The sequence below is a fragment of the Halostagnicola larsenii XH-48 genome (assembly GCF_000517625.1).
GTDB classification, from domain to species: Archaea; Halobacteriota; Halobacteria; order Halobacteriales; family Natrialbaceae; genus Halostagnicola; species Halostagnicola larsenii.
This window is the reverse complement of sequence record NZ_CP007057.1, coordinates 19,900-43,382: the sequence shown is the minus strand read 5'-3', so window position 1 is coordinate 43,382 and position 23,483 is coordinate 19,900. Positions and strand designations below refer to the sequence as shown.

At 57.2% G+C, this 23,483-nt stretch carries 25 protein-coding genes and 3 pseudogenes; 17 read left to right on the top strand and 11 right to left on the bottom strand.

Features of this window, described 5'->3' with window-relative positions; translation table 11 throughout:
• Entirely contained in the window at window positions 1–1,647 is a 1,647-nt protein-coding gene (locus tag HALLA_RS16620; RefSeq protein WP_049954635.1) for an NADH-ubiquinone oxidoreductase-F iron-sulfur binding region domain-containing protein, read from the top strand.
• Window positions 1,644–5,090: a molybdopterin-dependent oxidoreductase gene (locus HALLA_RS16615; protein ID WP_049954634.1), complete on the top strand. Its 3,447-nt coding sequence runs from the start codon at window positions 1,644–1,646 to the stop codon at window positions 5,088–5,090. Before HALLA_RS16620 ends, HALLA_RS16615 begins: the two co-directional genes overlap by 4 nt.
• A 26-nt stretch (window positions 5,091–5,116) precedes the next feature.
• Here the strand turns inward: HALLA_RS16615 and HALLA_RS21770 are convergent, their stop codons facing one another.
• The gene (locus HALLA_RS21770) at window positions 5,117–5,434 is read right to left on the bottom strand and encodes a hypothetical protein (RefSeq protein ID WP_049954633.1); all 318 of its coding nucleotides are present in this window, start codon (window positions 5,432–5,434) and stop codon (window positions 5,117–5,119) included.
• Window positions 5,435–5,543: 109 nt separating this feature from the next.
• On the opposite strand from HALLA_RS21770, the gene HALLA_RS16605 reads away from it, so the two are divergent.
• Window positions 5,544–6,629, top strand: a complete 1,086-nt coding sequence (locus tag HALLA_RS16605) for an NAD(P)/FAD-dependent oxidoreductase (protein WP_049954632.1) — start codon at window positions 5,544–5,546, stop codon at window positions 6,627–6,629.
• A 505-nt stretch (window positions 6,630–7,134) separates the two neighbouring features.
• Here HALLA_RS16605 and HALLA_RS16600 read toward each other — a convergent pair.
• Window positions 7,135–7,923: an NAD(P)-binding domain-containing protein gene (locus HALLA_RS16600; protein WP_049954631.1), complete on the bottom strand. Its 789-nt coding sequence runs from the start codon at window positions 7,921–7,923 to the stop codon at window positions 7,135–7,137.
• 218 nt (window positions 7,924–8,141) lie between these two features.
• Here HALLA_RS16600 and HALLA_RS20170 point away from each other — a divergent pair, with 218 nt between their 5' ends.
• Window positions 8,142–8,501, top strand: coding sequence for a winged helix-turn-helix transcriptional regulator (locus tag HALLA_RS20170; protein ID WP_084569086.1), 360 nt, complete (start codon window positions 8,142–8,144; stop codon window positions 8,499–8,501).
• 161 nt (window positions 8,502–8,662) lie between these two features.
• On the opposite strand, the gene HALLA_RS20165 is transcribed toward HALLA_RS20170, so the two are convergent.
• The gene (locus HALLA_RS20165) at window positions 8,663–9,403 is read right to left on the bottom strand and encodes a helix-turn-helix domain-containing protein (RefSeq protein ID WP_084569085.1); all 741 of its coding nucleotides are present in this window, start codon (window positions 9,401–9,403) and stop codon (window positions 8,663–8,665) included.
• Window positions 9,404–9,520: 117 nt separating this feature from the next.
• Here HALLA_RS20165 and HALLA_RS16585 point away from each other — a divergent pair, with 117 nt between their 5' ends.
• Together HALLA_RS16585 and HALLA_RS16580 are read left to right on the top strand one after the other, a co-directional pair.
• A complete protein-coding gene (locus HALLA_RS16585) occupies window positions 9,521–10,105 on the top strand; it encodes a PaaI family thioesterase (RefSeq protein WP_084569084.1) in 585 nt (194 codons plus the stop codon).
• A gap of 52 nt (window positions 10,106–10,157) precedes the next feature.
• On the top strand, window positions 10,158–11,423 hold the full coding sequence (locus tag HALLA_RS16580) for an MFS transporter (RefSeq protein WP_277921495.1): 1,266 nt from the start codon (window positions 10,158–10,160) through the stop codon (window positions 11,421–11,423).
• A gap of 239 nt (window positions 11,424–11,662) precedes the next feature.
• Here HALLA_RS16580 and HALLA_RS21730 read toward each other — a convergent pair.
• A pseudogene (locus HALLA_RS21730) lies at window positions 11,663–11,950 on the bottom strand (transposase); the annotation flags it as partial.
• Between the two features lie 118 nt (window positions 11,951–12,068).
• Complete coding sequence (locus HALLA_RS16575; RefSeq protein ID WP_049954626.1) at window positions 12,069–12,344, bottom strand: ribbon-helix-helix domain-containing protein; 276 nt, start codon at window positions 12,342–12,344, stop codon at window positions 12,069–12,071.
• Between the two features lie 419 nt (window positions 12,345–12,763).
• Between HALLA_RS16575 and HALLA_RS21840 the strand changes: the two genes are divergently transcribed.
• Window positions 12,764–13,159, top strand: coding sequence for a DUF7344 domain-containing protein (locus HALLA_RS21840; protein ID WP_449272283.1), 396 nt, complete (start codon window positions 12,764–12,766; stop codon window positions 13,157–13,159).
• Entirely contained in the window at window positions 13,146–13,394 is a 249-nt protein-coding gene (locus HALLA_RS16565) for a HalOD1 output domain-containing protein (protein WP_049954918.1), read from the top strand. Before HALLA_RS21840 ends, HALLA_RS16565 begins: the two co-directional genes overlap by 14 nt.
• Before the next feature lie 139 nt (window positions 13,395–13,533).
• Here the strand turns inward: HALLA_RS16565 and HALLA_RS20740 are convergent, their stop codons facing one another.
• Complete coding sequence (locus HALLA_RS20740; RefSeq protein ID WP_157231421.1) at window positions 13,534–13,701, bottom strand: hypothetical protein; 168 nt, start codon at window positions 13,699–13,701, stop codon at window positions 13,534–13,536.
• Window positions 13,702–13,829: 128 nt separating this feature from the next.
• On the opposite strand from HALLA_RS20740, the gene HALLA_RS20155 reads away from it, so the two are divergent.
• From HALLA_RS20155 to HALLA_RS16530, 7 genes are all read left to right on the top strand, one after another.
• Window positions 13,830–14,561: a DUF4352 domain-containing protein gene (locus HALLA_RS20155; RefSeq protein WP_084569083.1), complete on the top strand. Its 732-nt coding sequence runs from the start codon at window positions 13,830–13,832 to the stop codon at window positions 14,559–14,561.
• 110 nt (window positions 14,562–14,671) lie between these two features.
• Entirely contained in the window at window positions 14,672–14,998 is a 327-nt protein-coding gene (locus HALLA_RS21725) for an ATP-binding protein (RefSeq protein ID WP_339325762.1), read from the top strand.
• 185 nt (window positions 14,999–15,183) lie between these two features.
• Entirely contained in the window at window positions 15,184–15,522 is a 339-nt protein-coding gene (locus HALLA_RS16550; protein WP_049954624.1) for an ArsR/SmtB family transcription factor, read from the top strand.
• Window positions 15,519–15,971: an SRPBCC family protein gene (locus tag HALLA_RS16545; protein ID WP_049954623.1), complete on the top strand. Its 453-nt coding sequence runs from the start codon at window positions 15,519–15,521 to the stop codon at window positions 15,969–15,971. Before HALLA_RS16550 ends, HALLA_RS16545 begins: the two co-directional genes overlap by 4 nt.
• A gap of 165 nt (window positions 15,972–16,136) precedes the next feature.
• Window positions 16,137–16,625, top strand: a complete 489-nt coding sequence (locus HALLA_RS16540; RefSeq protein ID WP_049954622.1) for an SRPBCC family protein — start codon at window positions 16,137–16,139, stop codon at window positions 16,623–16,625.
• 210 nt (window positions 16,626–16,835) lie between these two features.
• Window positions 16,836–17,336 (top strand): SRPBCC domain-containing protein, encoded by a 501-nt coding sequence (locus HALLA_RS16535; protein WP_049954621.1) that lies wholly within the window; start codon window positions 16,836–16,838, stop codon window positions 17,334–17,336.
• Window position 17,337: 1 nt separating this feature from the next.
• A complete protein-coding gene (locus HALLA_RS16530; protein ID WP_049954620.1) occupies window positions 17,338–17,982 on the top strand; it encodes a dihydrofolate reductase family protein in 645 nt (214 codons plus the stop codon).
• 133 nt (window positions 17,983–18,115) lie between these two features.
• Here HALLA_RS16530 and HALLA_RS16525 read toward each other — a convergent pair whose 3' ends face one another.
• Together HALLA_RS16525 and HALLA_RS16520 are read right to left on the bottom strand one after the other, a co-directional pair.
• On the bottom strand, window positions 18,116–18,706 hold the full coding sequence (locus HALLA_RS16525; RefSeq protein ID WP_049954619.1) for an outer membrane protein assembly factor BamB family protein: 591 nt from the start codon (window positions 18,704–18,706) through the stop codon (window positions 18,116–18,118).
• Window positions 18,707–19,094: 388 nt separating this feature from the next.
• Entirely contained in the window at window positions 19,095–19,388 is a 294-nt protein-coding gene (locus tag HALLA_RS16520; RefSeq protein WP_049954618.1) for a PadR family transcriptional regulator, read from the bottom strand.
• A 67-nt stretch (window positions 19,389–19,455) separates the two neighbouring features.
• Here HALLA_RS16520 and HALLA_RS16515 point away from each other — a divergent pair, with 67 nt between their 5' ends.
• Window positions 19,456–19,839, top strand: a complete 384-nt coding sequence (locus HALLA_RS16515) for a nucleotidyltransferase domain-containing protein (RefSeq protein WP_242406239.1) — start codon at window positions 19,456–19,458, stop codon at window positions 19,837–19,839.
• Between the two features lie 215 nt (window positions 19,840–20,054).
• Here the strand turns inward: HALLA_RS16515 and HALLA_RS16510 are convergent.
• The 3 genes and pseudogenes from HALLA_RS16510 to HALLA_RS16500 form a co-directional block, all read right to left on the bottom strand.
• A pseudogene (locus HALLA_RS16510) lies at window positions 20,055–21,329 on the bottom strand (RNA-guided endonuclease InsQ/TnpB family protein).
• Window positions 21,326–21,757, bottom strand: a complete 432-nt coding sequence (tnpA, locus tag HALLA_RS16505) for an IS200/IS605 family transposase (protein ID WP_049954617.1) — start codon at window positions 21,755–21,757, stop codon at window positions 21,326–21,328. The pseudogene HALLA_RS16510 and the gene tnpA overlap by 4 nt, the downstream one beginning before the upstream one ends.
• Before the next feature lie 182 nt (window positions 21,758–21,939).
• The gene (locus tag HALLA_RS16500) at window positions 21,940–23,112 is read right to left on the bottom strand and encodes an inositol monophosphatase family protein (protein WP_049954616.1); all 1,173 of its coding nucleotides are present in this window, start codon (window positions 23,110–23,112) and stop codon (window positions 21,940–21,942) included.
• A 141-nt stretch (window positions 23,113–23,253) separates the two neighbouring features.
• Here HALLA_RS16500 and HALLA_RS21420 point away from each other — a divergent pair.
• Window positions 23,254–23,472: pseudogene (locus HALLA_RS21420) on the top strand (four-helix bundle copper-binding protein); the annotation flags it as partial.
• Window positions 23,473–23,483 lie beyond the last annotated feature (11 nt).

The window sequence follows — 23,483 nt, the reverse complement described above, 5'->3', positions numbered from 1 at the left end:
GTGAATACTGCTACCGATTCGCACGAAAGCCGGCCAACTGTCCGCGTCACGGTCGGATACGGTGACCCGCCGAGTGTCGCTCGAGATACCCAGGGGACAGCCGAACCGGACGAACCGCACCCGCTGGAACGGGGGCGAAAGGTTCTCCAGACGGCTCAGGCTGCCGCTTCGGAGGCGAACGTGCTCGAGGTCGGCACCACCGGGGTACACGGGCTCGAGCCGCTCGTTCTCGTCACACGTGATGGACGGACTGCGTACTATCCGCATCCGTCCACTGAGCGGGTACGTTCGCTCGTGGAGCGGGCTGAATCCGGCTCCATCGGGGAGGACGAGCCCGCGTGGGTCGTCGAGCACGACCCCGACATCGACGCGCTTCCACTGCCGCCGGACGGTCCGCTCGCCGTCGGAACGCGCCGCATCCTCAGTCGATGCGGCTGGACTGACCCAGAACGCGCTGCACCGGCGGACTCGGGCGCTGTGGCGGTGGCGCGAGAAGATCCGAACGCCGCGCTCGAACAGCTCGCCACCATCGGTGTTCTCGGGCGCGGGCGAGGTGACGCGAGCCAGGACACGCCGCTTGCCGACGACCTCGAGATCGTCCGAGAGGCGACGGACGATCCGGTAGTAGTAGTGAACGCGAACGAGAGCGATAGCCGTAACCGGACCGATCGGACGCTACTCGGCGGATCGCCGGCAACAGTACTCGATGGGGCGCTGGCCGTCGCCGAAATCGTGGGTGCGAGTTCGAGCGACGTCGTCGTATACACCAACGAGGATGACGACCTCATCCGGCGACGAACCCGCCGGGCGGCGACCGCCGTCGCTGCGCTCGAGGCCGAGGGCAGTGCAGACGAGGGTGTAGACGACGAGGCCGCCCCGCAGGTCGTCGCCGGTCCGAACGAGTACATCGCGGGCGAATACACCATGGCGCTCGAGGCCCTGGAGGGGAACGACCGGCTAGAAGCGCGGCTCCGTCCGCCCGGCCCCGCTCGCCACGGGCTGTACGGTCGGCCGACGGTCGTATCCACGCCTCGGACGTTCGCGCAGGTTCGTGCGGCGCTACTCGAGCCCGGCGAATTCGACCCGGCGGACGCCGATCCGGGGACGCGAGTGATCACGGTTACCGGCGACGTCGAGTCGCCGGCGACCGTGGAGCTTGTGACCGGCAGTTCGCTCGGTGTCGCCCGCGACCTCTTTGCGGGAGCGGGGCGGTTCAAAATGGCGTGTGTGGGCGGTCAGTTCGGGGGGTTTACCCGATCGATCGACCAGCCCGTGAGCGCGATGGCACTGTCCAACGCCGACCTCGGAACCGAGGGCGTCGTCGAACTGTTCGACCAGAGTCGGTGCGCTGTGGCGGCGGCCGGCGAGCGCGTGCGGTTCGCCAGCGAGGAGAACTGTGGCCGGTGCTTCCCCGGCCGCGAGGGCTCGAAGCAGCTTCTGCATCTCCTTCGAGACGTTTACGACGGGACCTACCAGGACGACATGATACGCGAACTCGCCCGCGTCATGCAATCATCGAGTCTCTGTGACGTCGGCCGGTCGGCCGGCCGAAGCGTTGATACGGCGCTCGAGGAGTTCGAGACCGAGTTCAAAGCTCACGCCGCCGGTCGGTGTCCGAGCGGCGCTTGCGAGGTGTCCCGATCATGAGTATGGACGATCCCCCTGGACCGACCGAGCACAGTCCGGCCGAAGCGATGCCCGGCGTGCCGGAGATCGACGATCCGCAGCCGAGTACGCCGCTGGCGGACGACTTCCGTACGGGGAGGGCGAACGATCCCGACATCGGCGTCCGAGGCGACGATATGACGACGGTGACCGTCGACGGACACCCCGTCGCGGTCTCGCCCGGATCGACGCTTCTCGACGCGCTCGAGATGGTCGAGACGGAATCGGACGTGCCGGCGCTGTGTTCGTACGACCGCGGAACCGATCAGTCCGATAACGTCGGCCCGTACGGCGCGTGCCGAACGTGCATGGTCGAAACGGACGAGCACGGCCTCGTTCCGTCGTGTAGCTTCCCGGCCGCGGACGGACTCACGATATCGACGGACGCGCCCGATGCGGCGGAAGCCCGCGATGTCAACCTCGACCTCGTCCTCGGCAATCACAATCTTCGGTGTACGACCTGCGGCCAGAACGGCCGGTGTGAACTGCAGGACGCTGCCATCGAACACGGCGTGAACAAGCCGCGGTACGGCGTATTCAGCGACCGAGACGCGTACGACCCCATCGACGATACGAACGTTATCCAGATCGACCGCAACAAGTGCATCCTCTGCAGCCGGTGCATCGACGCCTGTAACGACGTGCAAGTCGCTGGCGTCCTCCGGATGTCGGGTAACGGGAACGACGCGCACATCGACTTCCAGAAACCCGACGCGAACACGATGGAGGAGTCGACGTGTATCTCCTGTGGACACTGCGTCACCGTCTGCCCGACCGGGGCGCTCGTGGAGGACGGTCTGGTCGACGCGACGACGATCCCGCTTCCGGGATTCACGCAGAAGAACTCCATCGGAAAAGTGCAAGAGGGAAAACCCGTCGAGACGGCTGACACGGCCGACGTGCCAAACCGCGAGGTGCCGGATTCGGCGGGCGGGAATGTAGATGACGACCGCCTCGAGTCACGGACCACCGACCGCGGACTCTCCGGCGTCGCCGAGTTCATGAAGAAAGCAAAGCGAAACGCGTCGGCGCTGTCCGGGAGAGCGACGAGCGACGCGCTCTCTACGGTCGAACACGCCGCCGAACACCTCGCCGAGAAGTCGCTGACGACCGGTCAGTTGTTCGACGGCGCGCAGGTCGTCAGCGGCGCCAGAAAGCGGAATATTACGGTGGCCGATACGACCTGTACCTACTGCGGCGTCGGCTGTCGATTCAACCTCTACGGCAAGGACGGCGAAATCCTCGGCACCCGGCCGGCCGATCCGGAACAAACCCCGGCCAACGACTTCTCGACGTGCGTGAAAGGAAAGTTCGAATACGACTTCGTCGGCTCCGACGAGCGGCTGACGACGCCGCTGATCCGGAAGGACGGCGAGTTCCGCGAGGCCTCGTGGGACGAGGCGCTCGAGCGCATCGCCGAACGCCTGACCGACATCCGCGAGGAGTACGGCGCGGACTCGCTGGCGGTGACGTCCTCGTCGAAGGCGACCAACGAGGAGAACTTCCTCGCCCAGAAATTCGCCCGACAGGTGCTCGAGACGCCCCACGTCGACAACTGCACGCGGCTCTGTCACTCCTCGACCGTCGCCGCGTTAAAGCAGACGGTCGGCTACGGTGCGATGACCAACCGTATCAACGAGGACATCGCCGAGACTGACTGCTATCTCATTACCGGCTCGAACACGACCGAGAGCCACCCGGTGTTGGCGACGCGGATCGTACAGAACGTTCGAGACGGCGCGGATCTGTTCGTCTTCGACCCGAGACAGATGACCATCGCCGATCACGCGGACCAGTACACCCGGACTAAACCCGGCACGGACATCGCCTGGATCAACGGGATGATTCGCCACATCATCGAGGAGGATCTCTACGACGAGGAATTCGTCGAGGAACGCACCAAACACTTCGACGAACTACGGGAGACCGTCGACCCCTACACGCTCGAGATGGTCGAAGACGTCTCCGGCGTCGCGCCGGATGACCTCGTGAACGCGGCCGAGACGATCGCACAGTCGGACACCTGCGTCTACGGGTGGGCGATGGGACTGACTCAGCACTCACACGGTACGCAGAATGCGCTCGCGATCGCCAACCTGGGACTGCTTTGTGGCCATCTGGGGAAACCGCGATCGGGGTTCTCCCCGTTTCGCGGCCAGAACAACGTTCAGGGCGGCGGCGGAGACATGGGTCCGATCCCCAACAACCTCCCCGGCTACCAGTCCGTCACCGACGAGCGCGTGTTGGACGCGTTCGAGGAGGTCTGGGGAGTCCGTCCACCGAACCAGGTCGGCCTGCGGATCACCGAAATGTTCAGCGCCGTTCCAACCGTCGGACAGACGGTTTCCGGCGGAACGGGAACCGACGCCTACGGTGGGGATTACCCCGAATCCGGCGTGGGCGATCGCGGTACCGACGATCCTGGCGCCGGCGAGGGATACACTCCCGAAAACGTCGACCTTCGAGGAATGTACATCGTCGGCGAGAATCCCGCGCTGTCGGAACCCGACATCGATCACGCCGAGGAAGCGTTGGCGGCGCTCGACTTCCTCGTGGTTCAGGAGCTGTTCATGACCGAGACGGCGAAACACGCAGACGTCGTGCTACCGGCGGCTTCGCTGGCCGAAAAGTACGGCACCGTCACGAACACCGAACGCCGAATCCAGCTCGTCAGACCGGCCGTCGATTCTCCCGGCGAGGCGCGGACGGACGCCGCCATCCTGCAGGCCCTGGCCGGCCGGATGGGATTCGATTGGAACTACGAGTCGCCGGCCGAAATCATGGACGAGATCAACGAACTCGTCCCCATCTACGGCGGCGTCACGCACGAGCGCCTCGAGGCGAGAGAGAACGGGTTGCAGTGGCCGTGCTGGGACGAGGACCATCCCGGAACGCCGTATCTCTACGAGAACGAGTTCCACTTCGACGATGGGCTGGCGCGATTCGTCCCGTCCGAACTGCCCGAGGAAGACTTCCCCGGCCCGAGCGAGGAGTACCCGTTCACGCTCTCTACCGGCCGCGTGCTCTATCACTGGCACACGGGATCGATGACTCGTCGATCGGTGGCGGCGATGAAACAGGTGCCCGAGAGCTTCGTGTCCGTCCATCCGGAAGCGGCCGAACGACTCGGCATCGCCGACGACGAGTACGTTCGCGTCGAGTCGCGGCAGGGCGAAATCGTCGTCCGGGCGACCCTCGAGGAGACGTCCGGCCCGGACGTGCTGTTCATCCCGATGCACTTCGTCCACGGCGCGGTCAACAAACTGACGAAAGAGGAGTTCGATCCGCAAACGAAGATTCCGGCGTACAAGGTGACGAACGTCCGTCTCGAGCCCCTCGGGGAGGAACCGCGCGTTGAGCCGACATCACCGGAGGAGTTAGCTGCCGACGAATCAGAATCCGAATCCCTGGCAGATAGCGAGTAAAGGGGCTACAAACAACGGCGATGCGGCTAGTCTTGCAATGACTTCCGGACGGCTGAATCGTCTGCCATCGCCTCGAGTTGCTTTTTCGTCTGCTGTTCCTCCTCAAGGTTATCGTCGAGAGTGGCGAACGTCCATCGGGAGATCGAGTTTCCGTGCCAGCATGATGAGGTTCTCGTAGCCGGCGAGCTCGAGGTGCTCGTTTTTTCGCCAGCATCGAGGTTAGATACGTCTCGCAGATCCTCATCACCGGCAGCGTGTTCGAAAAATTGCTGCCGTTGCTCGAGTAGAGCATCGCATACAGGGCTGGGTCCTCGTCCGAGTTCTTCGTCAATTGCGTCGAACACTTCGTTTGCGATCGTGGATCGTCGTTGCCGCTAGGAAATGTCTGCGATCCGGACAGCCGCACATGCACGGCATACGATCAACACCCTCGCCGTTATAGGACGAGATCGAATGTCAGCTAGCACTTGTCCGCGATACGAGGTCGTCGTCGTCGGCGGCGGACCCGCCGGCCTGACCACCGCGCTGTATACGACGCGTCTGGGCCACCGAACTGCCGTATTCGAGGGCGAGGGGGGCCGTCACGCGACGGTCAACCACGTACACAACGTGTTGGGAATTTCGCCGGACGTCTCCGGTCGAGAACTGGCTTCCCACGCGCTCGAGCAGGTCGAGACGTACGGCGGAGATATCTACCTGGACATCGTCGAGAACATCGACACGGTCGAGGGCGACTATCCCTTTCGCCTCGAGGCCGCCCACGCGACGGTCGAATCGAAACGAGTCGTGCTGGCGACCGGGTTTCGCGATCACAGCCCCGATGTACCGGGGCTTCGAGAATTCACCGGTCGCGGGTTGTACTACTGTCTGCACTGTGATGCGTACGCACTCGGCGATGGCTCGGTGTACGTCCTCGGCCACGACGACGATGCGGCACACGCCGCGATGACGATGCTCAACTTCACCGACGATGTCGACCTCCTGCTCGACGGGCGTGACCCCCAGTGGGACGACGACACCGACGAACAGCTACGCGCTCACCCAATCGAGCGCGTCGAACCGAAGGTCGTCGAAACGTACACCGCCGACGCGGACGACGACCGATTCGGCGGACTCACCTTTACTGACGGGACGACTCGCGACTACCTCGGCGGGTTTGCGATGTACGGGATGACGTACAATACCGCGCTCGCCGAATCACTCGAATGTGACCTGACGGACGACGGGGCGATCGACGTCGACGAGCGCCGTGAGACGAGCGTCAAGGGAGTGTACGCAGTGGGAGACGTTACCCACGGCCAAAATCAGACCGCGATCGCGATCGGTGACGGTGCGTATGCGGGAATCGCGATCAACAAAGACATACGACGGTTTCCACTGTCTCTCGAGACGATCGACTCACTGAACGCTCCCGGATCAGACACCTCGGACTCCTCGTTTACCGCCCCCGGGAGCAGTCCCCAACTTCGGGCGCGGATGCGACGAATGCAGGATCGAACGACCAACCCGGGCCTTCGCGGGCCGCCGCCGAATCGATGATCGAATCGCGTCGTCGAAATCCGGCGTTTCAGGTATCGGAGTATCGACCACGACTAGCAGGCATCCCTCCGTAGGTGCCCCTAAGGAGGCAGGGGAATCTTGCGGCGCGTAGAGCGCGCGCCGCGCTCATGGAAGGACGGATCTGCAGAAACCACGCGGCTGAACGCTCCAGAGAAACTGTTACAGATGGTGGGATCGTGATAACCGCGGCTAGCGGAGATCCTTAGGAGGGTGAAATCAAGCGGTGGCTCAACATTCCGCGGTAAGTACAGTGAAAGCGTTACCGGAGTAGCCATCCACCTGTCCGATAGTTGTTAAAGTTGGATAATAACTGATTATTAGTAGCTGGAAATAGGTTCTCAATCAAGATATTGATTGATGAGTTGCTCCGTTCCTTGCCGAAGATATTACGGGATTGACCATTCACTCATATTCAGTTCATTGGCCAGTTCGGCTCTGGTGAATCCCATGACGGCATAGACTTCAACCGTAGAGCTTGTGAGTCTTAACTAAAGGGGAATGACTTAAGATATTGACTGATGAGTTGTTCTGTCCCCCGATGAAGATATTCTGAGAGAGACTCTTCACTCATGTCTAATTCATTAGCTAGTTCTTGGATTGTGACTTCCTGCGAGGGGCTGTAATAGCCGTTTTCATATGCAGCCACAGTTGCTTTGAGTGCCGCTAACCGTGTCCGTGCCTCACTCGCGGTCAGTGAGCCAGTATAGATCGGCGAACCTGGTTCTATGTGACGGCCTCCCTCAGTAAGTAGACCTGTATCCACAGGAGTGAATCCAATATCCTCGATAAGACTCGAAACTACACTTTTCGCCTCATCATCATCCCCAGCGATAAATATCGCAAAACGATCATCCGGATCGGCCTCAAGCCGTTGCCCGTCTCGGAGGTTTTCCCAATAGATAGAATTGAATGCCTTGATGACTCTTGAGTCTTCGAGATGATCCGCAATGAGGTCCGTATGTGTCTTCCCTACGTCGGTTAGTCCGTCACGTCCCGGATAATAATTTGAGGCACTGATAACGATCTTATCACTGAGAGTGTCCGCAGGGAGGGATTTGTATGCATTGAACGGAATCGCCTCCATGACGACTTCGCCGAAATCGGCTGCTTCAGAGACGGTCCCCGCATGAGCGTTGCTTCCCAGATCGTCAACGAGATCGGTGAGTGTTTCTGGCCCCCGAGAATTGCTAATCATAACCTCGTGGCCTGCATCAACGAAGTTCTGAGCGGCTGTACTCCCGACATTCCCTGCGCCAATCATTCCGATTTTCATCAATTGTCTCCCGTTCCAACCTATGAGTGGGGACGTGAAAAGCTACCAAGTTAGGAGTCTGGTTGCTACTACCGAGAGTGGAAGTGAGGGAATCAACTTATCAATCCATACTCGTCTCAATTGAAACCTGAAGTACGTGGCTCGCTCCTCCTGTAGTATCCTCAACTGAGGATACTCTTCTTCGGAACAGCTATTACTACGAATTTCGTAGTGGTGCTATGAGCGAGGGCAAAGGAAGTCAAGGGTCAAAACGGGGTGAAGGGGTTGATGAGAGTACGCTCTTCTCACTTCTTGGGAAGGCACATACCTTAGCAATCCTCAATGAAATTGTCACTACAGACAAACAGTCGATCCGTTTCGGCGAACTCCAAGATTCGCTCGAACTTTCGCCGAATACACTCTCTCGACGACTCGATGAACTTGTCGAAGTTGGATTTCTTGAACGTACACAGTACGACGAAATTCCTCCACGAGTAGAATACGAAGAAACAGAAATGGTAAACGATCTCACGCCAGTTTTTCGAGGACTAGAGATATGGATGGAACGGCACGGATCAGATCAACTTGAGTGTTCCTAAGAATCAGTAGTTCATAAAGCCGTTAGCTGAAGCCTGTTCGGAACTCAATGTAATAGAGTGAGACGTTGTGGTCAATACAGGGGATAGAGGAATCGATCGGTATGAAGATTTGATCTACCGATTCGTACAATTACAACACAGATCGACTCTGACCCCCAGGATTATACCTCGTCCGTATCGTGCGTGGATCCACTAAATACCGTGTTCGTCAGCCACTCTTCCGCTCTGCGGAGCCGGTACCGAAGTGTCGATTTCGGAAGATCTAGTGCAGCAGCCACGTCACCCAGCGATGCCTCTCGCGGCGTTCCGTAGTACCCACACTCAACAGCTACCTCGATGGCCTGGCGCTGGTCGTACGGGAGGTTCTTCTGTGAGAGTTCCGCGCTCGGCCAGGCCGACGGGGACCCTACCTGACTCAGCGAGATATCGACGCCTTTCGGGAGCCCGTTCTGTAGCTGGTCGAAAATCTCACCGCCCTTCGTTTCACCCGGGAGTAGGACTCGCCACTCGTACACGTTCTCACTTCGTCGCGCGTCGAACAATGCCCCATCACCGACTATCTGCGCGGTGAAAAAAGGTACTGAATGGCAGTACCTCCCGCCGGATGTATACGTGTAAATGTACCGACTTCCTCTCGTGTCTTCAACCACCTCGTACTCTCCCTCGATAGTGCAATCAGGATGTTCACCGAGGCACTCGTTGCACACCGAGCGATCCGTTATCACCCGCTCTACTTCGTCAAGCGCGTCCTCCGGTCCGACGAACCGGTCAACACGCCAGAGACCCGCACTCGATCCGGCAATCCGGAGCGAACGGCCGACGAGCTCTGGATACGAGATGAACACGTCCATGAGCGAATCAGCGCCTCGTTTATACCTAGCTGAAAGAATATATTCGCGCATGCGCAGCCTATGACCCGGTGTTACAGATCTCTTAGGGGCGTATAAATGCAATTTCCGAAGTTAGAGTTGCGCATACGCAAGTAAAGAATTACTGGGCTTCCCTCTAGTCAATAGGGCGTGAACGAAACTGACACCCGAAGCCTGGAGGTAGAACTTCCCACTGACGTGGCTGAGCAATTGGAGGATGACGACGAGACGGTCGCAGAAACCCTCGCGGCTCTCGCTACCGACCACGTGCAGATACAAGAGTCCATCGAGACCTATACGAACCGTGAAGATGGAGACAAAGGTCCTGACTCAAATCCGCTGGAAACGAATCCGCCGATCGCAGAGTTACTCGGGTTCCAGATCGAATCGTTTGGCGATGGTGAAGCAGTCGTTACTATCGAACCCGGTCCGGAACACGCCAATCCGATGGGGACGCTCCACGGTGGCGTTCTCTGTGATATCGGGGATTTAGCGATGGGTGCTGCCTATGGGAGCACTCTCGGCGACGATGAGTCGTTCACGACGCTCGAATTGGACGTCAAGTTCCGGCGGCCCGTCTGGGAGAAGCCGCTCACTGCGACGGGGCAAGTCATGGATGCAGGACGAACCGTGGGTCTGGTCACGTGTGATGTCACCGGACCGGACGGGGAACTTGTCGCCCACCTCCAGAGTGTCTGCCTGACGTTACGAGGCGAAGCCGCTGGGGGCAGATGAGCGAGGATTCAGATTCGGTCCATTCGGAGGTGCAATCGACCCTCTCTGCGATGTGGACAGATCCATCTACCGTCGGTGGTTGGGGTGGGCCGCCCTGTCTCTCGCGTTTCTCTCCGTTGGGCTCCACCGTACCTCGATGGGCGTGCTCGCGGAAGTCCTCGTAAGGACGTTCGAGACGACCGGTACTGAGTTGGGGCTCCTGCACTCGTCGTTCTTCTATCTCTATGCTGCGCTCCAACTTCCCGCGGGAATCATCACTGATTACGCCGGGTCACGAAAGACGGCAGTGTATGGCACACTTGTTATGAGTGTCGGGGCAATGGTGTTCGCTGTCAGTCCCACTTATACCGTTGCACTCGCTGCGAGGGCGCTCATCGGACTTGGTGCGAGCGTGCTGTATCTGGCGGTACTCCGATTCTGTGCGAACTGGTTTCGAGCGAACGAATTTGCGACGTTGTCCGGGCTGACGCTCACCGTCGGTGCTCTGGGTGGAATACTCGCAACGACTCCGTTGGCGATCGCTGTGAGTCAAATCGGATGGCGCGAATCAATATTTGGAATCGGGGTTATTGGGATTCTCACTGCGATATTTGTGTATACCGCGGTTCGTAATACCCCGATGGATGCCGGACTTTCCCAAATCGATGGCGTCCCGCCTGCCCCCACCCTGAGTATTGCCGACATCAAATCGAATCTCTTTCACGTCCTCCAGACGCCCGTGACCTGGCTCCTCGGACTGTTTCTATTCTGTGGAATCGGCGTGGATTTCACGATCTTCGGCCTCTGGGGAATCCCGTACCTCGTGCAGTCGTATGGTTTGACTGTTACCTCTGCATCATCATATGTTCTCGTTGCCGGGATCGGCTGGGTGTTCGGACCGATAGTCTTTGGAGTTGTCTCGGATCGGTTGGAAACGCGTATGCCGTTGGTTCTCGGTTCAGTCCTAGTCATCACTCTCATTTGGGTGACGTTTGCTGTTTTCGGGACAGCAAACCTCCTCTTAGTCGGGGCGCTGTTTTTCACCGTACGGTTTATGGGCGGTAGTGGGGCGCTTACATTCACCGTTATCAAAGAGCGGTTCGATCCGGCCGCCGCTGGGACCGCCATTGGAGCGATAAACTCAATGGGCTGGTTCGGTGCGGCAGTCTTTCCGATACTGTTTGGGACCATGCTCGATACATTCTGGACAGGGGAAACGATCAACGGAGCGCGTGTCTACACGGAGACTGGATACAGAATCGGATTTGCACTTGCGGCTGGTGCTGCAGTTTTCATGGTGGTGTGTGCATTCTGGGCCATACGGAGACTCGATAGCTAATCGACAATCCTCACGATATCTTGACCCGAGTACATCGAACGGTCCATACGTCCGCCACGTGAACTACTTAGAGCCTGAAGCAGAAGATGTAGATCTGTATGATGAAAAATCTTCAGGTTTGAAATGAAAATATCATAAATTCTATCGACTACTCCGCAATTTAACTGGCCGAGTAGTCAACGAGATAATTTCGGAGAGAACCACAACTGCGTGCTGGATACACCCTCTGTATTGACTGCTCAGAGTGATCGGTCGATATTGTGACTGAGACAGGCGATAGTGAGTTCACGGAACTGCTTCCACCACCGTCGTGAGCGAACGAACGCACCGTACTTCCGCTTGAGCGTTGAGTTGACTGTCTCTGATTGATTCCGTTGTCCGTAGAGGTCAGCGTCCAAGCGTGCGTTCCATGCCCGGTGAAGTGACGTGAATTCACGATGCTTGATCAGTGGACGAACCTCGTATTGACAAGCAAGACGCCTAATTTTCTGATCGTCGTACCCTTTGTCACCGAGGGCACTGTCTAGTTTAGCACCTCCGCTGGCGTTTGTCAGTTTAGTGATTGATGCGGTCCTGTGTTTCTGTAGGTAACTGCGCAAGTTGGTCTTCCGCTCGAGACGAAAATGCCCACACTCCCAATCGTCGTCACTCGTCGTCGGACCCATATGCTGCTTTGATTTCCTCGCTCGAGCGGCTTTTACCGTCATCAAACTGCGCCTCACTGATTGCTAGGTCTTTCCAGAACCCAGCACCTTCTGGATGATTCACTGACTCCCGCAATGCGTAACGGATAAACTCACTACGGCTGTTGAATCCGCGCTCGCGCCACGTCTCATCGATGACTTCGCGGAATGACTGGGAAATTTGAAGGTTGATCCGCTCAATCTCAGGATCACCGTTGTTGGGCTCGCCTTCAGACATACGCTTGTACGTTCGTAGTATATACACAAACCAGTACCGTCGAGGGTGCTGGAATCAGACCATGGCTACAGCACTCAATCGATCTGTACAACCACACATTGCGTTGTTCGCCTCTCTGGTCAATTACAGTCATTTCTGAACGTCTCACCCCTCCGGGGAGGCAATAAACTCGGCGGGGAGCTTAGAATGCGATTTCAGAGTGCCATAAAACAGTTCTCATACTTCCCCGTGGCTACCTGACAAACGGCAAGTACAGGGCAAGGAGGTAACACCCGGATTAGGAATATCTATTGTATCCATCAAGAAGGGTATGCGAATAGAGAGGGAGAGAATGAGTCCAGCAGAGCATAACGGGTTAATTCTCGTTATTATCTGGCATCTCCCAACAATAATGGTGGATCGAGACAAATAGTCGGAATATGGCCATGGATCCATCTGGCGAGCGGGACTGGGCTGGACAATGGGATCAAATGTTCGAAGTACTATCCGCCGAGCCCCGACGAGAAATCATCCGTTCGTTGCTGAAGGAACCCCAAGAGCGCCGACTTTCGTTGCTCGAGGCTGCAGCGTCCCCTAATCAGTCGATGGATTCTGAGACGTTAGCCATCCAGTTACGCCATCACCATCTTCCGAAGCTCGCCGAAGTTGGGTACGTTCGGTGGGAGAAGGACCCGTTCTGTGTGCAGCGTGGACCCAATTTCGAAGAACCAGCGTTCATTATCGGGACAGTGGTTGACTCCATAGACGAGATCCCTGACTCGTTGATTAACAATTGTAAGATTTTTCGAAGGATGACTGATGATGACACGAACTGATAGAATGGTTACGAACGTAATTGAGGCGGTAGCCGCTGCAGATGGAGTGGACCCAGCGGATCTCGATTCACTGTACAAGTATATCGATCCTGAGGTATTAGAACAATTGGCTGAACAAGACGGAACTGAGTGGAGCTTTACCTTTCGGTATCTCGATCATCAGATTACTGTGACCCACGACGGACAGATCCGTGTCGATGGGGCACTATATGCCTCGGATGTCCTGACAAAATAACTGTGAGACCCGCTACAAACATTTGAAAACCTACGCCATTTGGTTGGTTTCTGAGCGTTCAGTTCGCACCTGTAGTCGCCGAATCACTCGGTTCATTCTCAAAGCGATTCTAAAGAAAGAGCCCGACTACTTTCCAGAGCTACTGTTCGAGATAGCCGTGCTGTTCACACCAGTCGTCGAGATCCTCGTAGACGGTATCTTGATCGTGGACAGAGCCTTTGCTGAGCATCCGGTAGCCATCTCGTCGATCGTTTTCGACGACTGCGAACGCGTTTTTCTCCGTGAGCAAGAAGAACGCGGGAATCACTGGGGTAGAACTCCCGTTGTCGTACCTCGAGGCGACGCCAACTGTTGATTAGTGGGTGTACTGTTGCTTTCGCCGGATGTCTTGGTTCCGGTGATTCCGACGACACTAATACAGGACCTGCAGATTTGATGGTTCAAGGTATTGAAGCACCTGCTGAAGTTGGGATATACGAGTTATTTGATGTTGAATTGAAAGTAGCAAATGAGGGTGGAGAATCTGGTCAGGGTGAGGCTGCAATAGAGTTTGGTTCTGAAATAGAGTATATACAGGTGGATCTTGGACCAGGGGAATCGAAAACATACTCATGGACTACTGATAAGCATGATTTAGGAGAAGGCATAATCAAATTAGATTCAAGCGAAAGCGTTGATGTGCGTGGCTCTGGCGTTGAATCTTCTGTAATTGGACAACCACTCGAATTGTCAGCTTCTGAATCGGTGACTACGGCAACAGACGATAAAATCACGATAAATAAGATCCATATTCAAGATTCGTGTAAAAATATAGATAGATGGGGCGCAGAGGTAGCTACGTATGAGCCCGAAAACGAAGATGAATTCGTAATTGTTGAATTGACATGTGGAAATACAGGTAACACGATTCAGCATTTGCCAGATGCAGACGAGTTTTTCGTAAAAGGGGAAGATGGAGAGTTGTATGATTTAGCAATTGACCCGATAATGGAAAAACCAGATTTCCGGGGTGAATTTGAGAATCAAGAAATCTATAGTAGCGAACGTGTACCTCCGAATTCAACCGTTTCCGGAATCCTTATTTTTGAAATACCTTCAAACCAAGAAATTCAGGCGGGGCTGGAATCATCGTATGACGACTCAGAGTATATTATCTATTGGAAATGATTGCCAACGCTCGAGCGCTCGAGACGACCTACGTCCTCGAAATCTCGAGCACAGAGAAGGACAAATTAGCCAGCTTGCCACTACCTTAGAACCGTTCACGCAGGGCGTTAGTGGCGAGCATAGCCTCATTTTCGAGGCCATCGGGATCTGAGAAAACGACGCTCACGAAGTACGTCGTTCGAAAGCTTCGACAAGAGTCGTTAGGCGTTCGAAGGGCCTACTGGAATTGTATGGCGGGTTCGTCGAAAACCGAGGTGTTGCACGGACTCGCGCAAGACTCGAGTATTGGAAACCACCTCTCGCGAGATGGGACTGCAGCTAGTGCGTTCATCGAGGCATTTCGCGAGACCGACGATCACATCGTCGCGATTATCGACGAGGCCAACGTGCTCGAGGACGAAATGCTGTTTCTCGAGTGGGCGATCCCCCGAACGTGACAATTCTCGACGATGGACGCTCAATTGGGAGAACACCCTTCAGCGCTCAGGAAGTGACAACCATCTCAGTTCGAATTGGACAGGGCTGCTGACTGTCGATATCCGGTCTGTCCTTCCCCAAACGAACTGCCAGCCACACCATTCAACTAAAGGGTTAAATAAGAGTGCCGCATATATTCAACTGGATGGTTGAACAAGAGTCGGATGACCTCGATCTCGACGCGGTCTTCGGAGCGCTCGCTCACCCGACGCGAAGGGAACTCATCGAGCAGTTAGCTGGCGGTCCGAAAAGCGTCGGCGACCTGGCCGAACCTCACGACATGTCCCTGGCAGCGGTCTCGAAGCATTTGCAGGTGCTCGAAGATGCGGAGCTAATCGATGTAGAAAAGGATGGACGCGTGCGCCGGTGTCATCTCGATGGTGCTCCGCTGAGCAACGCCTTCGGGTGGCTCACCCGGTACCGCGTCTTCTGGGAGGATCGATTCGACGCACTTGAGGACCATCTAGAAGGAGCAGACCAATGACAGACGAAACGGCGAACACCGAAATCGAATCCGAAGCGCACACCGATCAACTGACGATCAGCCGAACCTTCGACGCGCCCCGCGAACGCGTCTGGCGAGCGTTCACCGACTCCGACGAGCTGGAACAGTGGTTCGTTCCCGAGGGAATGACGGCATCGGTTCGCGCCAACGAACTCGAGGCCGGCGGCGAGATGAGTATCCACTGGACGGACGGCGAGAGGCGAATCGAAAACGAGGGTCACTACGTCGACGTGGTCGAGGAGGAGCGTCTCGTTTCGGGCGAAGAGACCGATGCGGGCGACCTTCGGTTGACGTACGAGTTCAGGGACGTCGACGGGGGCACGGAAGTCGTGATCACCCAGGAATTCCCGGGTTCGGTACCCGACGGCGCCGCGGCGGGCTGGGCGAACATGCTCGATCGGTTGGCGGAGGTGCTCGAGGGTGAATGACCGACGTTCAGGGAGGCGAGACGATCCCGACCGCCAAACCGTACGAACGCAACACCGACCTCGAGGTCGAGGAGGTACCAGAGCGATGACCGAAGAGTCGTCGAACTGGCCGACCAGAACCTCGAGGGGAAACGAACGAAGCGGACACCGAAGAGATTCAGACAGATGACGGACGAAACCGAATTCGACCCGAGCGAGTACGACACGACGATCAACCGGACCTTCGATGCACCCCGAGAGGCGGTATGGGCGGCCTGGACCGATCCCGAACAACTGGCCGAGTGGTGGGGCCCAGCGGAGTTTACCGTTCCCGACTGCGAGATAGACGCACGCCCCGGTGGCGCGTTCCACGTCGACATGGAAGGCCCCGACGGCACCATCTATCCGGGCACCGGCGAGTTCCTCGAGGTCGAGGAACCGGCGCACATGGTGTTTCTCAGTCGGGCGTTCGAGGACGAGGATGGCGAGGCGAAGCTCGAAACGCACAACACGGTCACCTTCGAAGCCGACGGCGATCGGACCCACCTCACTCTGGAGGCGGAGGTAGTCACGGCGACGCCGGCCGTCGAGGAGGACCTCAGCGGCATGGAGGTCGGCTGGACCATGAGCTTCGAGAAGCTCGAGGGCTACCTGGACCGATCGGTCCGAGCGTGAACCATGACCCGGTACACCGTCGCTACGCTCTTCGAGGGGTATGGACCAACTGGTTCAATGACCGATGACGGGTGCCTCTGACGACGGTTCCGAGGTCGAAGTGGAGACGACCGACGAACGAGAGTCGGCCCCTGCCGGGAATCCTCCGACGAGGGCTGATCGAGCGCGCTCGCCAAACTGGAGGGTGCACTCTGAGAACGAGGGCGGACAATGACCGAAAACACAGCAGACGAAGCGGAGATCGAAACGAGCGAACGGCAAATGACTATCCGGCGAACCTTCGACGCCCCGCGAGATCGGGTGTTCGACGCTTGGACGAATCCCGACCAGGTCGACAGCTGGTGGGGACCGAACGGCTTCACGACGAAGACCGATGAGATGGACGTACAATCGGGCGGCGTCTGGGAGTTCGAGATGATCGGTCCGAAAGGGGAGGAGTTCTCGAACCGGATCACCTACGACGAGGTCGAGCGACCGGAGCGCCTTGCGTATACGCAGGGATCGCCAGACGACCCCGAGCAGTTCGAGGTGACAGTGACCTTCGAGAAAGAAGCCACAGATGAGACGGTACTCACCATGGAGATGCGCTTCCCGTCGGCAAGGGACCTCGAGGAAGCCATGGAATTCGGCGCCGATGGTGGCGCGAAGCAGACCCTCGAAAAGCTCGCGGATTACCTCCGAGGCGATGGAGCGAACGGAGGAAGGAAGTAACATGACAAGAGTCGTAGCGGACATCTCGACGTCGATCGACGGCTTCGTCGGCGGCCCGAACGACAGCCGCGAAAACCCGCTGGGCGACGGCGGCGAACGCCTCCACGAGTGGGTTTACGAACTCGATAGCTGGCGGACAGCCCACGGCCTCGAGGGCGGGAAGACTGGCCGGGACGACGAGGTGCTCGCCGAATCAAACGAAAACATCGGTGCGGTCGTGATGGGGCGACGAATGTTCGACAACGGCGAGGGCCCGTGGGAAGCGGACCCCTACGAGGGACACTGGGGCGAAAACCCGCCCTTCGGCGTGCCGGTATTCGTCCTCACCAACCACTCCAGAGAGCCCCTCGAGATGAAAGGTGGCACGACGTTCACCTTCGTCACGGATGGGATTGAAAGCGCCGTCGAACGAGCGACGGAGGCCGCTGGCGACGGGGACATCTCGATTGCCGGTGGCGGGAGTACGATCCGGCAGTGCCTCGAGGCGGGGCTGCTCGACGAACTCGAGATCCACCTCGTCCCGGTACTACTCGGTGACGGCATCCGGCTGTTCGAGCGGTCGGATACCGACGGGATCGACCTCGAACGAACGCGAGTGATCGATTCCGCGGGCGTGACGCACATTCGATTCCACGTCGATCCGTGACGTTCGAAGCCAGAGGTTCGAACAGTGCATCAGTTGGAGCGTGGATACCATCCATCGTTCCGGCCCCGATTATGGCCAGCAGTAGCGCCATGTTCTCGGCGCGCAGTACTGCAGCGGTCAATAGCGAGGCGAATTAGGAGTCGTTCCGCCGATCTAGCGCGAAAATCCCCTCGTCCGTCGCCACGAACACGAACTCGTCCACCAGATAGTTTTGGATCGTCCCATCGACGGACTGCTCCCACGTTTGCTCGCCACTCGAGCCAATACTGGCGAGTCGGTTCTTGCCGGTACGGACGAACACAGTGTGATCTCCCGCCCCGTTCGCTTCGACGACGGTCATCGACCGGATCGGGCCACCGTCGACCGTCACACTCCAGCGGTCGCTGCCGGTCGCCGCCTCGAGGGCGCGAAGTCGGTCTGTGCCGGCATACACCACTCCGTCGCGGGCGGCTACGAACGGATCGGACTCCTCGTCCGGGTGCTCGAGCGATTCCGACACCAGGTCTCGCTCGCCGTTCGTGACGTCGAACGCGTACAGATGGGACTCGTGCCGATCGGTGTGAGCGAGCACGAACAGCCGGTCCGATGTGATTCCTGAGATTTCCGTCTGTACATCCGCCGAATCGAAATTGCTACCGGTAGCACCATCGACGAGACTGAGGCACCCACCCAGCATCGAACTTCCGACCGTTCCCGCCACACCGAGCATCGTTCGCCGGTTCATGATGGATATTTATAATGTGTCTGTGAATATTTTGTGTGGAAATGTCGACGCTGTTCGGTTCGAAACGGGTGACTCCGTTCGATTCGGTCAATCGTGTCATCCGAGGAAACGACGTATATGCATGGAAGAGGGGCTCGCGATGGCTGATCGGATAATCATACTTCAAAGTACTATAATCTACATTTGAGTATCGACAGACGAAAGTGAGAACACAACAGGGAGTCTCAGTATCGGGGACCCACATCGTGATCGGCAATGAAAAGTAGAATCTCGTTGAGAGATATCGAAGTTAGTTAACAACCAGTTCGTCATTATGCAACAGAACGGTCACTGAAGGTGAGGTTCGTGCACTCATCGACCTCCACGGTGAGCACCCAAACGAGGTCCTCTACTCGGATTCTTCGAATAACTCGCCGACGTGTTCGTCTTCCCACTCGCGTCGGGCCTCGAGTTCGCGCTCGCCGCGGGCGGTGATCGTGTAGTAATTCGTCCGCTGATCGAGTTCGCCTTTTTCGACGAGGCCTTTGTCGACGACTTCGTCGAGGTTGGGGTACAGGTGGCCGTGGTTGATATTTCGCTCGTAATAGTTGTCGAGTTCGTCCTTGATCGCCAGCCCGTGGGGCTCGTCTTGGCCGGCGATCGTATACAGGACGTCACGCTGAAACGCAGTCAGATCGTACATATCGGAATTATTGGGCATAGAGATATAACTATTCCGAGAACGGTGAAGGGAAATATATCTACGATCGTTGATCGCCAAGGTCCTCTGTTTCGGGAGTGTCGCACGCGGCGAGGCTGATCGCACGAGCGGTATCGACGTGTTCGTTCTCGTCGACGACACGGAGGCGGTACCTGCGCAGCGAACCGTCTCAGACGACCTTCGGGACCTCGAAGAAGAATCGAGCAGCGGCGATCGATACGAGTTCGAGGTCTTCGTCGAGTCACCCGAGAGTGCTCGCAATCGGGGAGCGGACCTCCAACCAGTTTTCCAGGAGGGAATTTCCCTTCTCGAGAGCGAGACGCTTCGGCGAGTGAAACGTGACAGTTTCGGGGTAGAAAATGACCTCGACAGAACTCGAGGAGGCGCTGGCAAACGCCGAAGACGCATTTCAACGAAGACCGGAGAATCCTAAGGTCGGCCTCAAGTACGTTTCCGATTCAGATGTCCTTCAACTGCGGAAGGCGTGTCGACTCCTCGATGCCGCTTCTGAGACTTTGCTCGATGGAAACGGTCACTACACAGTTATCATCGAGAGTTTCTTCGTGGCGATTGAACGCACAATCCAATTTTCACTGTTTGACATCCTCCCCGCGCTAAAGCACGAGGATTCCACCGTTGGGGTTTCGGCTACCGACCCACGGAGGCAACTTGCGGGTTCGTGCGCACTTCTTTGGGACTTTCATGAGGGTGTGGTTTCCCCGACCAACCGTGGTCGTCCCACTCGAATCGCACGGGCCGTGCCATCGGCCTGACTTCGCAATCGCTGTTTTCTCGAAGGAACGTCTCTGACGCCGTGAGGTCAGCGTGCCCCTCGAACCCACACGGACACGTCAGCGTCTCCCCGTGGCGAATCGTCGCGTCGTGGTCGCCACACTCGGGGCACGTTTGACTCGTCCACGCTTCCGACTCGGCTTCGAGGCTGATACCGTACTCCTCACAGACGCACGCGAGACGGTGGACGAACTTCTTGAACGCCCAGAAGTTGTGCGTCTTCTCGTTCACCCTGACCGACCAGTGCGTTTCCAAGATGTCGGTCAAATCACCCACGTACACCGTCGCCACGCCCTCGTCGTACAGCCGTTCAACGAGGGCGCGCACCAGCGCGTTCTGTGCGTGGTCACGGCGCTTCGTTCGCTGTCGGTACAGCCGTCGAATCCGTTTCGAGGAGTAGCGTCCCTCTCGGAGTTTCGACTGTAGGCGGGCGATCTCGTCGGTCGTCTCGCGGAACCGTCCGAACAACTCCCGACCGTCGTAGAGGTACTGGTTCCCAGTAGTCGTGGAACAGGCGACGAGGTTGTTCGCGCCAACGTCGAGGGCGGCTTCGTGAGAAGCCAGTGGTGAATCCAGTCGAGAATCAGGGACGGTGACTGGTTGGAAAGCCCTGAACGTGTCGCTCACCTCGTCGTATTCAAGTTCCAGACGACCCTGTTTGCCGTCCCACTTCGGGTTGCCTCGGACTTCGAGGCGGAGTCGTTCGTGGTAGCCGAGTCCGTATTCGTCTTTCAGTTCTTGCCCCACAGGGATTTCGAGACGACTACGCTTGCTCCACTGAATCGTGTACTGGTTGCATCGGATGTAGGTACGGAGTTCGCGTCCGTCCTCCTCGTTTCCCCAGTACGACGGCGGGTTGGCGCACTCGCCTTTCTCCTTGAGGGCGAAGAACGACCGCCACGCTTCGCTGTTCTTGCGCGTGACCTGTTGGACAGTTGCGCTTCCGACGACGCCGTTGTAGCGCCCTCGGTACTCAGAGGTGTCCCACACATCGCCGTCTCCGAAGTAGTTCTGACAGCGTTCGTAGGTCAGTTCGTTTCACAGGGAGGCGGAAGCGTCGAGTAGCCGTAGGAGACACTCTTTGTCGTTCTCGGACTGTGGAACGACCTCGAAGGTGTTGACGCGCTTCATTCGTCGTCACCCTCCTGTTCAGCGATGTAGTGTTCGACAGCGCCCTTCGAGGCACTTCCCGCTGTTCCGACGTAGTAGGAACGGGTCCACTTCACGCGGTCGTCATACTGCTGATTATACTTCCGCGCCGAGATGCCCTTGACCCAGTTGACGATGAGGGACGGGGCGTTCTTCGGTGGACTCCCGATGAACAGGTGTACGTGGTTGGGCATAACCTCGCACTCGGCCAGTTCGAGGCCCTTATCCTCACAGATTTCCGCGAAGATGGTTTCGAGACGTTCCTTCGTCTTCTCCGTCAAGCGCGAACGCCGATACTGAGCGGAACCCTGTTCCGCGAGGTCAGCGGAATCGAAGATTCCGCGAGATTTCGGCACGAACACTATGTGGTAGTAGAGTTCGTATTTCGCGTGACGGGTACTCTTTACCATCTGTGCATACTATCATAGCCTAACGGCTTAGCGGTTATGTTGAAACCGGGTCTATGCCGTCGTCGGAGGTTGCATACTATTGGTCGGCTTCATCCCCGCCCTAAAGAGCGAGGCTTTCGCCTCGAATTTTCACTGTGTAATACAGTACGATATGAGAGAAAATAGAGACGGATACCCGATTGTTAGTTGGTCTTCTCCTGGCGTTGTGTCGAAGATCTGTCCAGAATTCCATCCACCTTTCCAATCAATGTGTCGACGGGCGTGGTGAGCCAGTCTTTCCCAGCTGCATCGTAGAGGGTTAGGTAGTTTTCATGGAGTATACTATTTGTAGCGACGAGATCCCCAGAGAGGATAGCATCAAGATCATCGTTACCCTCAAAGTCGGTTACTGTTCCGCCCGCCTCTCGGACGATCAGTGCTCCAGGTGCGACATCTACTTCCTTAAGATCAGCAACGGAGCACGTGTCAAACTGGCCATCGGCAACAAACGCGATATCCGGTGCGGCCGCTCCGCTCAGTCGCGTCCCTATCGAATCCGCAAAGAGGTATCTCCAGAGACCCATATAACCGAAATCGTCGGCAGTATCTTTGCTATAGAACCCCACGCCGTGAAGCGCATCTGAGAAGGTATCCGTCTCAGTGACTGTGAGTTGTTCTGGCTCAGAGTCCTCAGCTACAAGGTCGAAACCATCACTCTCGAATTTGTACGCACCGTTGTCTTTGACAGCCACCCAGACCTCATCTCGAAGCGAATAGTACGTTACACCAGCATACAGTTCTCCAGGATACTCCGTATCGGTCTCATCTTCCTCGCCATCATTTTTTATGACAGCGATGTTGACGCCGAAATGTGGAATCTCCTGGATGAAGTTCGTCGTCCCGTCGAGGGGGTCAAGCATCCAGAGGTAATTGTACGCTCCCTCACCGCCGCCTTGCTCTTCGCCGTATATCGCATGGCCTTCCTCTTCGAAGTCATCACCGAGTTCGTCTTCGATGGTCTCGCGAAGGAGCGTCTCCGCTTCCGTGTCAACCTCTGTAAGAAGATTCTGTGGGTCTTTCTCCTCTGACTGTTCGATGGACCCAAAGTAATTTTGGTGGAGTTGTGCCGCTTGGCCCGCTGCTTTGACGGCAATCCGAAGATATTGGTCATCAATCGGTAGCTGCCCCTCGAGGTCTTCAACGACCCCTTCCTCATCATCGTCATCGTCGTCGTGTGAATCGCCGAAGGCGGTATTAGCTCCTATTGCTCCGGTACCGAGGGCCGCTCCCGCCACTCCAGCCGTCTTGAGGAACCGACGACGAGCATTGCTTATAAAACTGCGCTCCGATTCGGAGTCGCTTTCAGGTCGTGACATGATCCATCACGAGTGGACCACACACCCATTGATATCCATTTTTGAATATATATTATAAATATAGGTGAGAAATTTTACCACTTCAAATATTTAATCTATTTTAGTATATAGTCACGTTATTTGAAGTGTACTAGAAGTCTTTGCCTCCGTCTCTGTCGAGATGTCGCCGATCTCACGGCGATGGATGCACCCTTCATGGCGCGGAACTCGAACTACAGCACGCAACTTGCAGAAGCCTGTGCTGGTGCATGCGAAGAGTGTACAGACGAGTGCGAACAACACGATGAAGAACACTGTCAGGTCTGTTCCGACGTGTTTCGCGAGTGTGCCGAGTCCTGCCGGAAGGTGATGCCGGCGTAGAACCCGCACCC

Excerpts from the sequence above, each read along its gene's own strand:
- HALLA_RS21840 (WP_449272283.1), top strand. The coding sequence starts at position 12,764 with ATGGCCATGGATCCATCTGGCGAGCGGGACTGGGCTGGACAATGGGAT.
- tnpA (WP_049954617.1), bottom strand. The coding sequence starts at position 21,757 with ATGGTAAAGAGTACCCGTCACGCGAAATACGAACTCTACTACCACATA.
- HALLA_RS16545 (WP_049954623.1), top strand. The coding sequence starts at position 15,519 with ATGACAGACGAAACGGCGAACACCGAAATCGAATCCGAAGCGCACACC.
- HALLA_RS16600 (WP_049954631.1), bottom strand. The coding sequence starts at position 7,923 with ATGAAAATCGGAATGATTGGCGCAGGGAATGTCGGGAGTACAGCCGCT.
- HALLA_RS16565 (WP_049954918.1), top strand. The coding sequence starts at position 13,146 with ATGACACGAACTGATAGAATGGTTACGAACGTAATTGAGGCGGTAGCC.
- HALLA_RS20170 (WP_084569086.1), top strand. The coding sequence starts at position 8,142 with ATGAGCGAGGGCAAAGGAAGTCAAGGGTCAAAACGGGGTGAAGGGGTT.
- HALLA_RS20155 (WP_084569083.1), top strand. The coding sequence starts at position 13,830 with ATGGTTCAAGGTATTGAAGCACCTGCTGAAGTTGGGATATACGAGTTA.
- HALLA_RS16500 (WP_049954616.1), bottom strand. The coding sequence starts at position 23,112 with ATGTCACGACCTGAAAGCGACTCCGAATCGGAGCGCAGTTTTATAAGC.
- HALLA_RS16575 (WP_049954626.1), bottom strand. The coding sequence starts at position 12,344 with ATGTCTGAAGGCGAGCCCAACAACGGTGATCCTGAGATTGAGCGGATC.
- HALLA_RS16550 (WP_049954624.1), top strand. The coding sequence starts at position 15,184 with ATGGTTGAACAAGAGTCGGATGACCTCGATCTCGACGCGGTCTTCGGA.
- HALLA_RS16605 (WP_049954632.1), top strand. The coding sequence starts at position 5,544 with ATGTCAGCTAGCACTTGTCCGCGATACGAGGTCGTCGTCGTCGGCGGC.
- HALLA_RS16615 (WP_049954634.1), top strand. The coding sequence starts at position 1,644 with ATGAGTATGGACGATCCCCCTGGACCGACCGAGCACAGTCCGGCCGAA.
- HALLA_RS16535 (WP_049954621.1), top strand. The coding sequence starts at position 16,836 with ATGACCGAAAACACAGCAGACGAAGCGGAGATCGAAACGAGCGAACGG.
- HALLA_RS16520 (WP_049954618.1), bottom strand. The coding sequence starts at position 19,388 with ATGTACGATCTGACTGCGTTTCAGCGTGACGTCCTGTATACGATCGCC.
- HALLA_RS16525 (WP_049954619.1), bottom strand. The coding sequence starts at position 18,706 with ATGAACCGGCGAACGATGCTCGGTGTGGCGGGAACGGTCGGAAGTTCG.
- HALLA_RS20165 (WP_084569085.1), bottom strand. The coding sequence starts at position 9,403 with ATGCGCGAATATATTCTTTCAGCTAGGTATAAACGAGGCGCTGATTCG.
- HALLA_RS16540 (WP_049954622.1), top strand. The coding sequence starts at position 16,137 with ATGACGGACGAAACCGAATTCGACCCGAGCGAGTACGACACGACGATC.
- HALLA_RS16530 (WP_049954620.1), top strand. The coding sequence starts at position 17,338 with ATGACAAGAGTCGTAGCGGACATCTCGACGTCGATCGACGGCTTCGTC.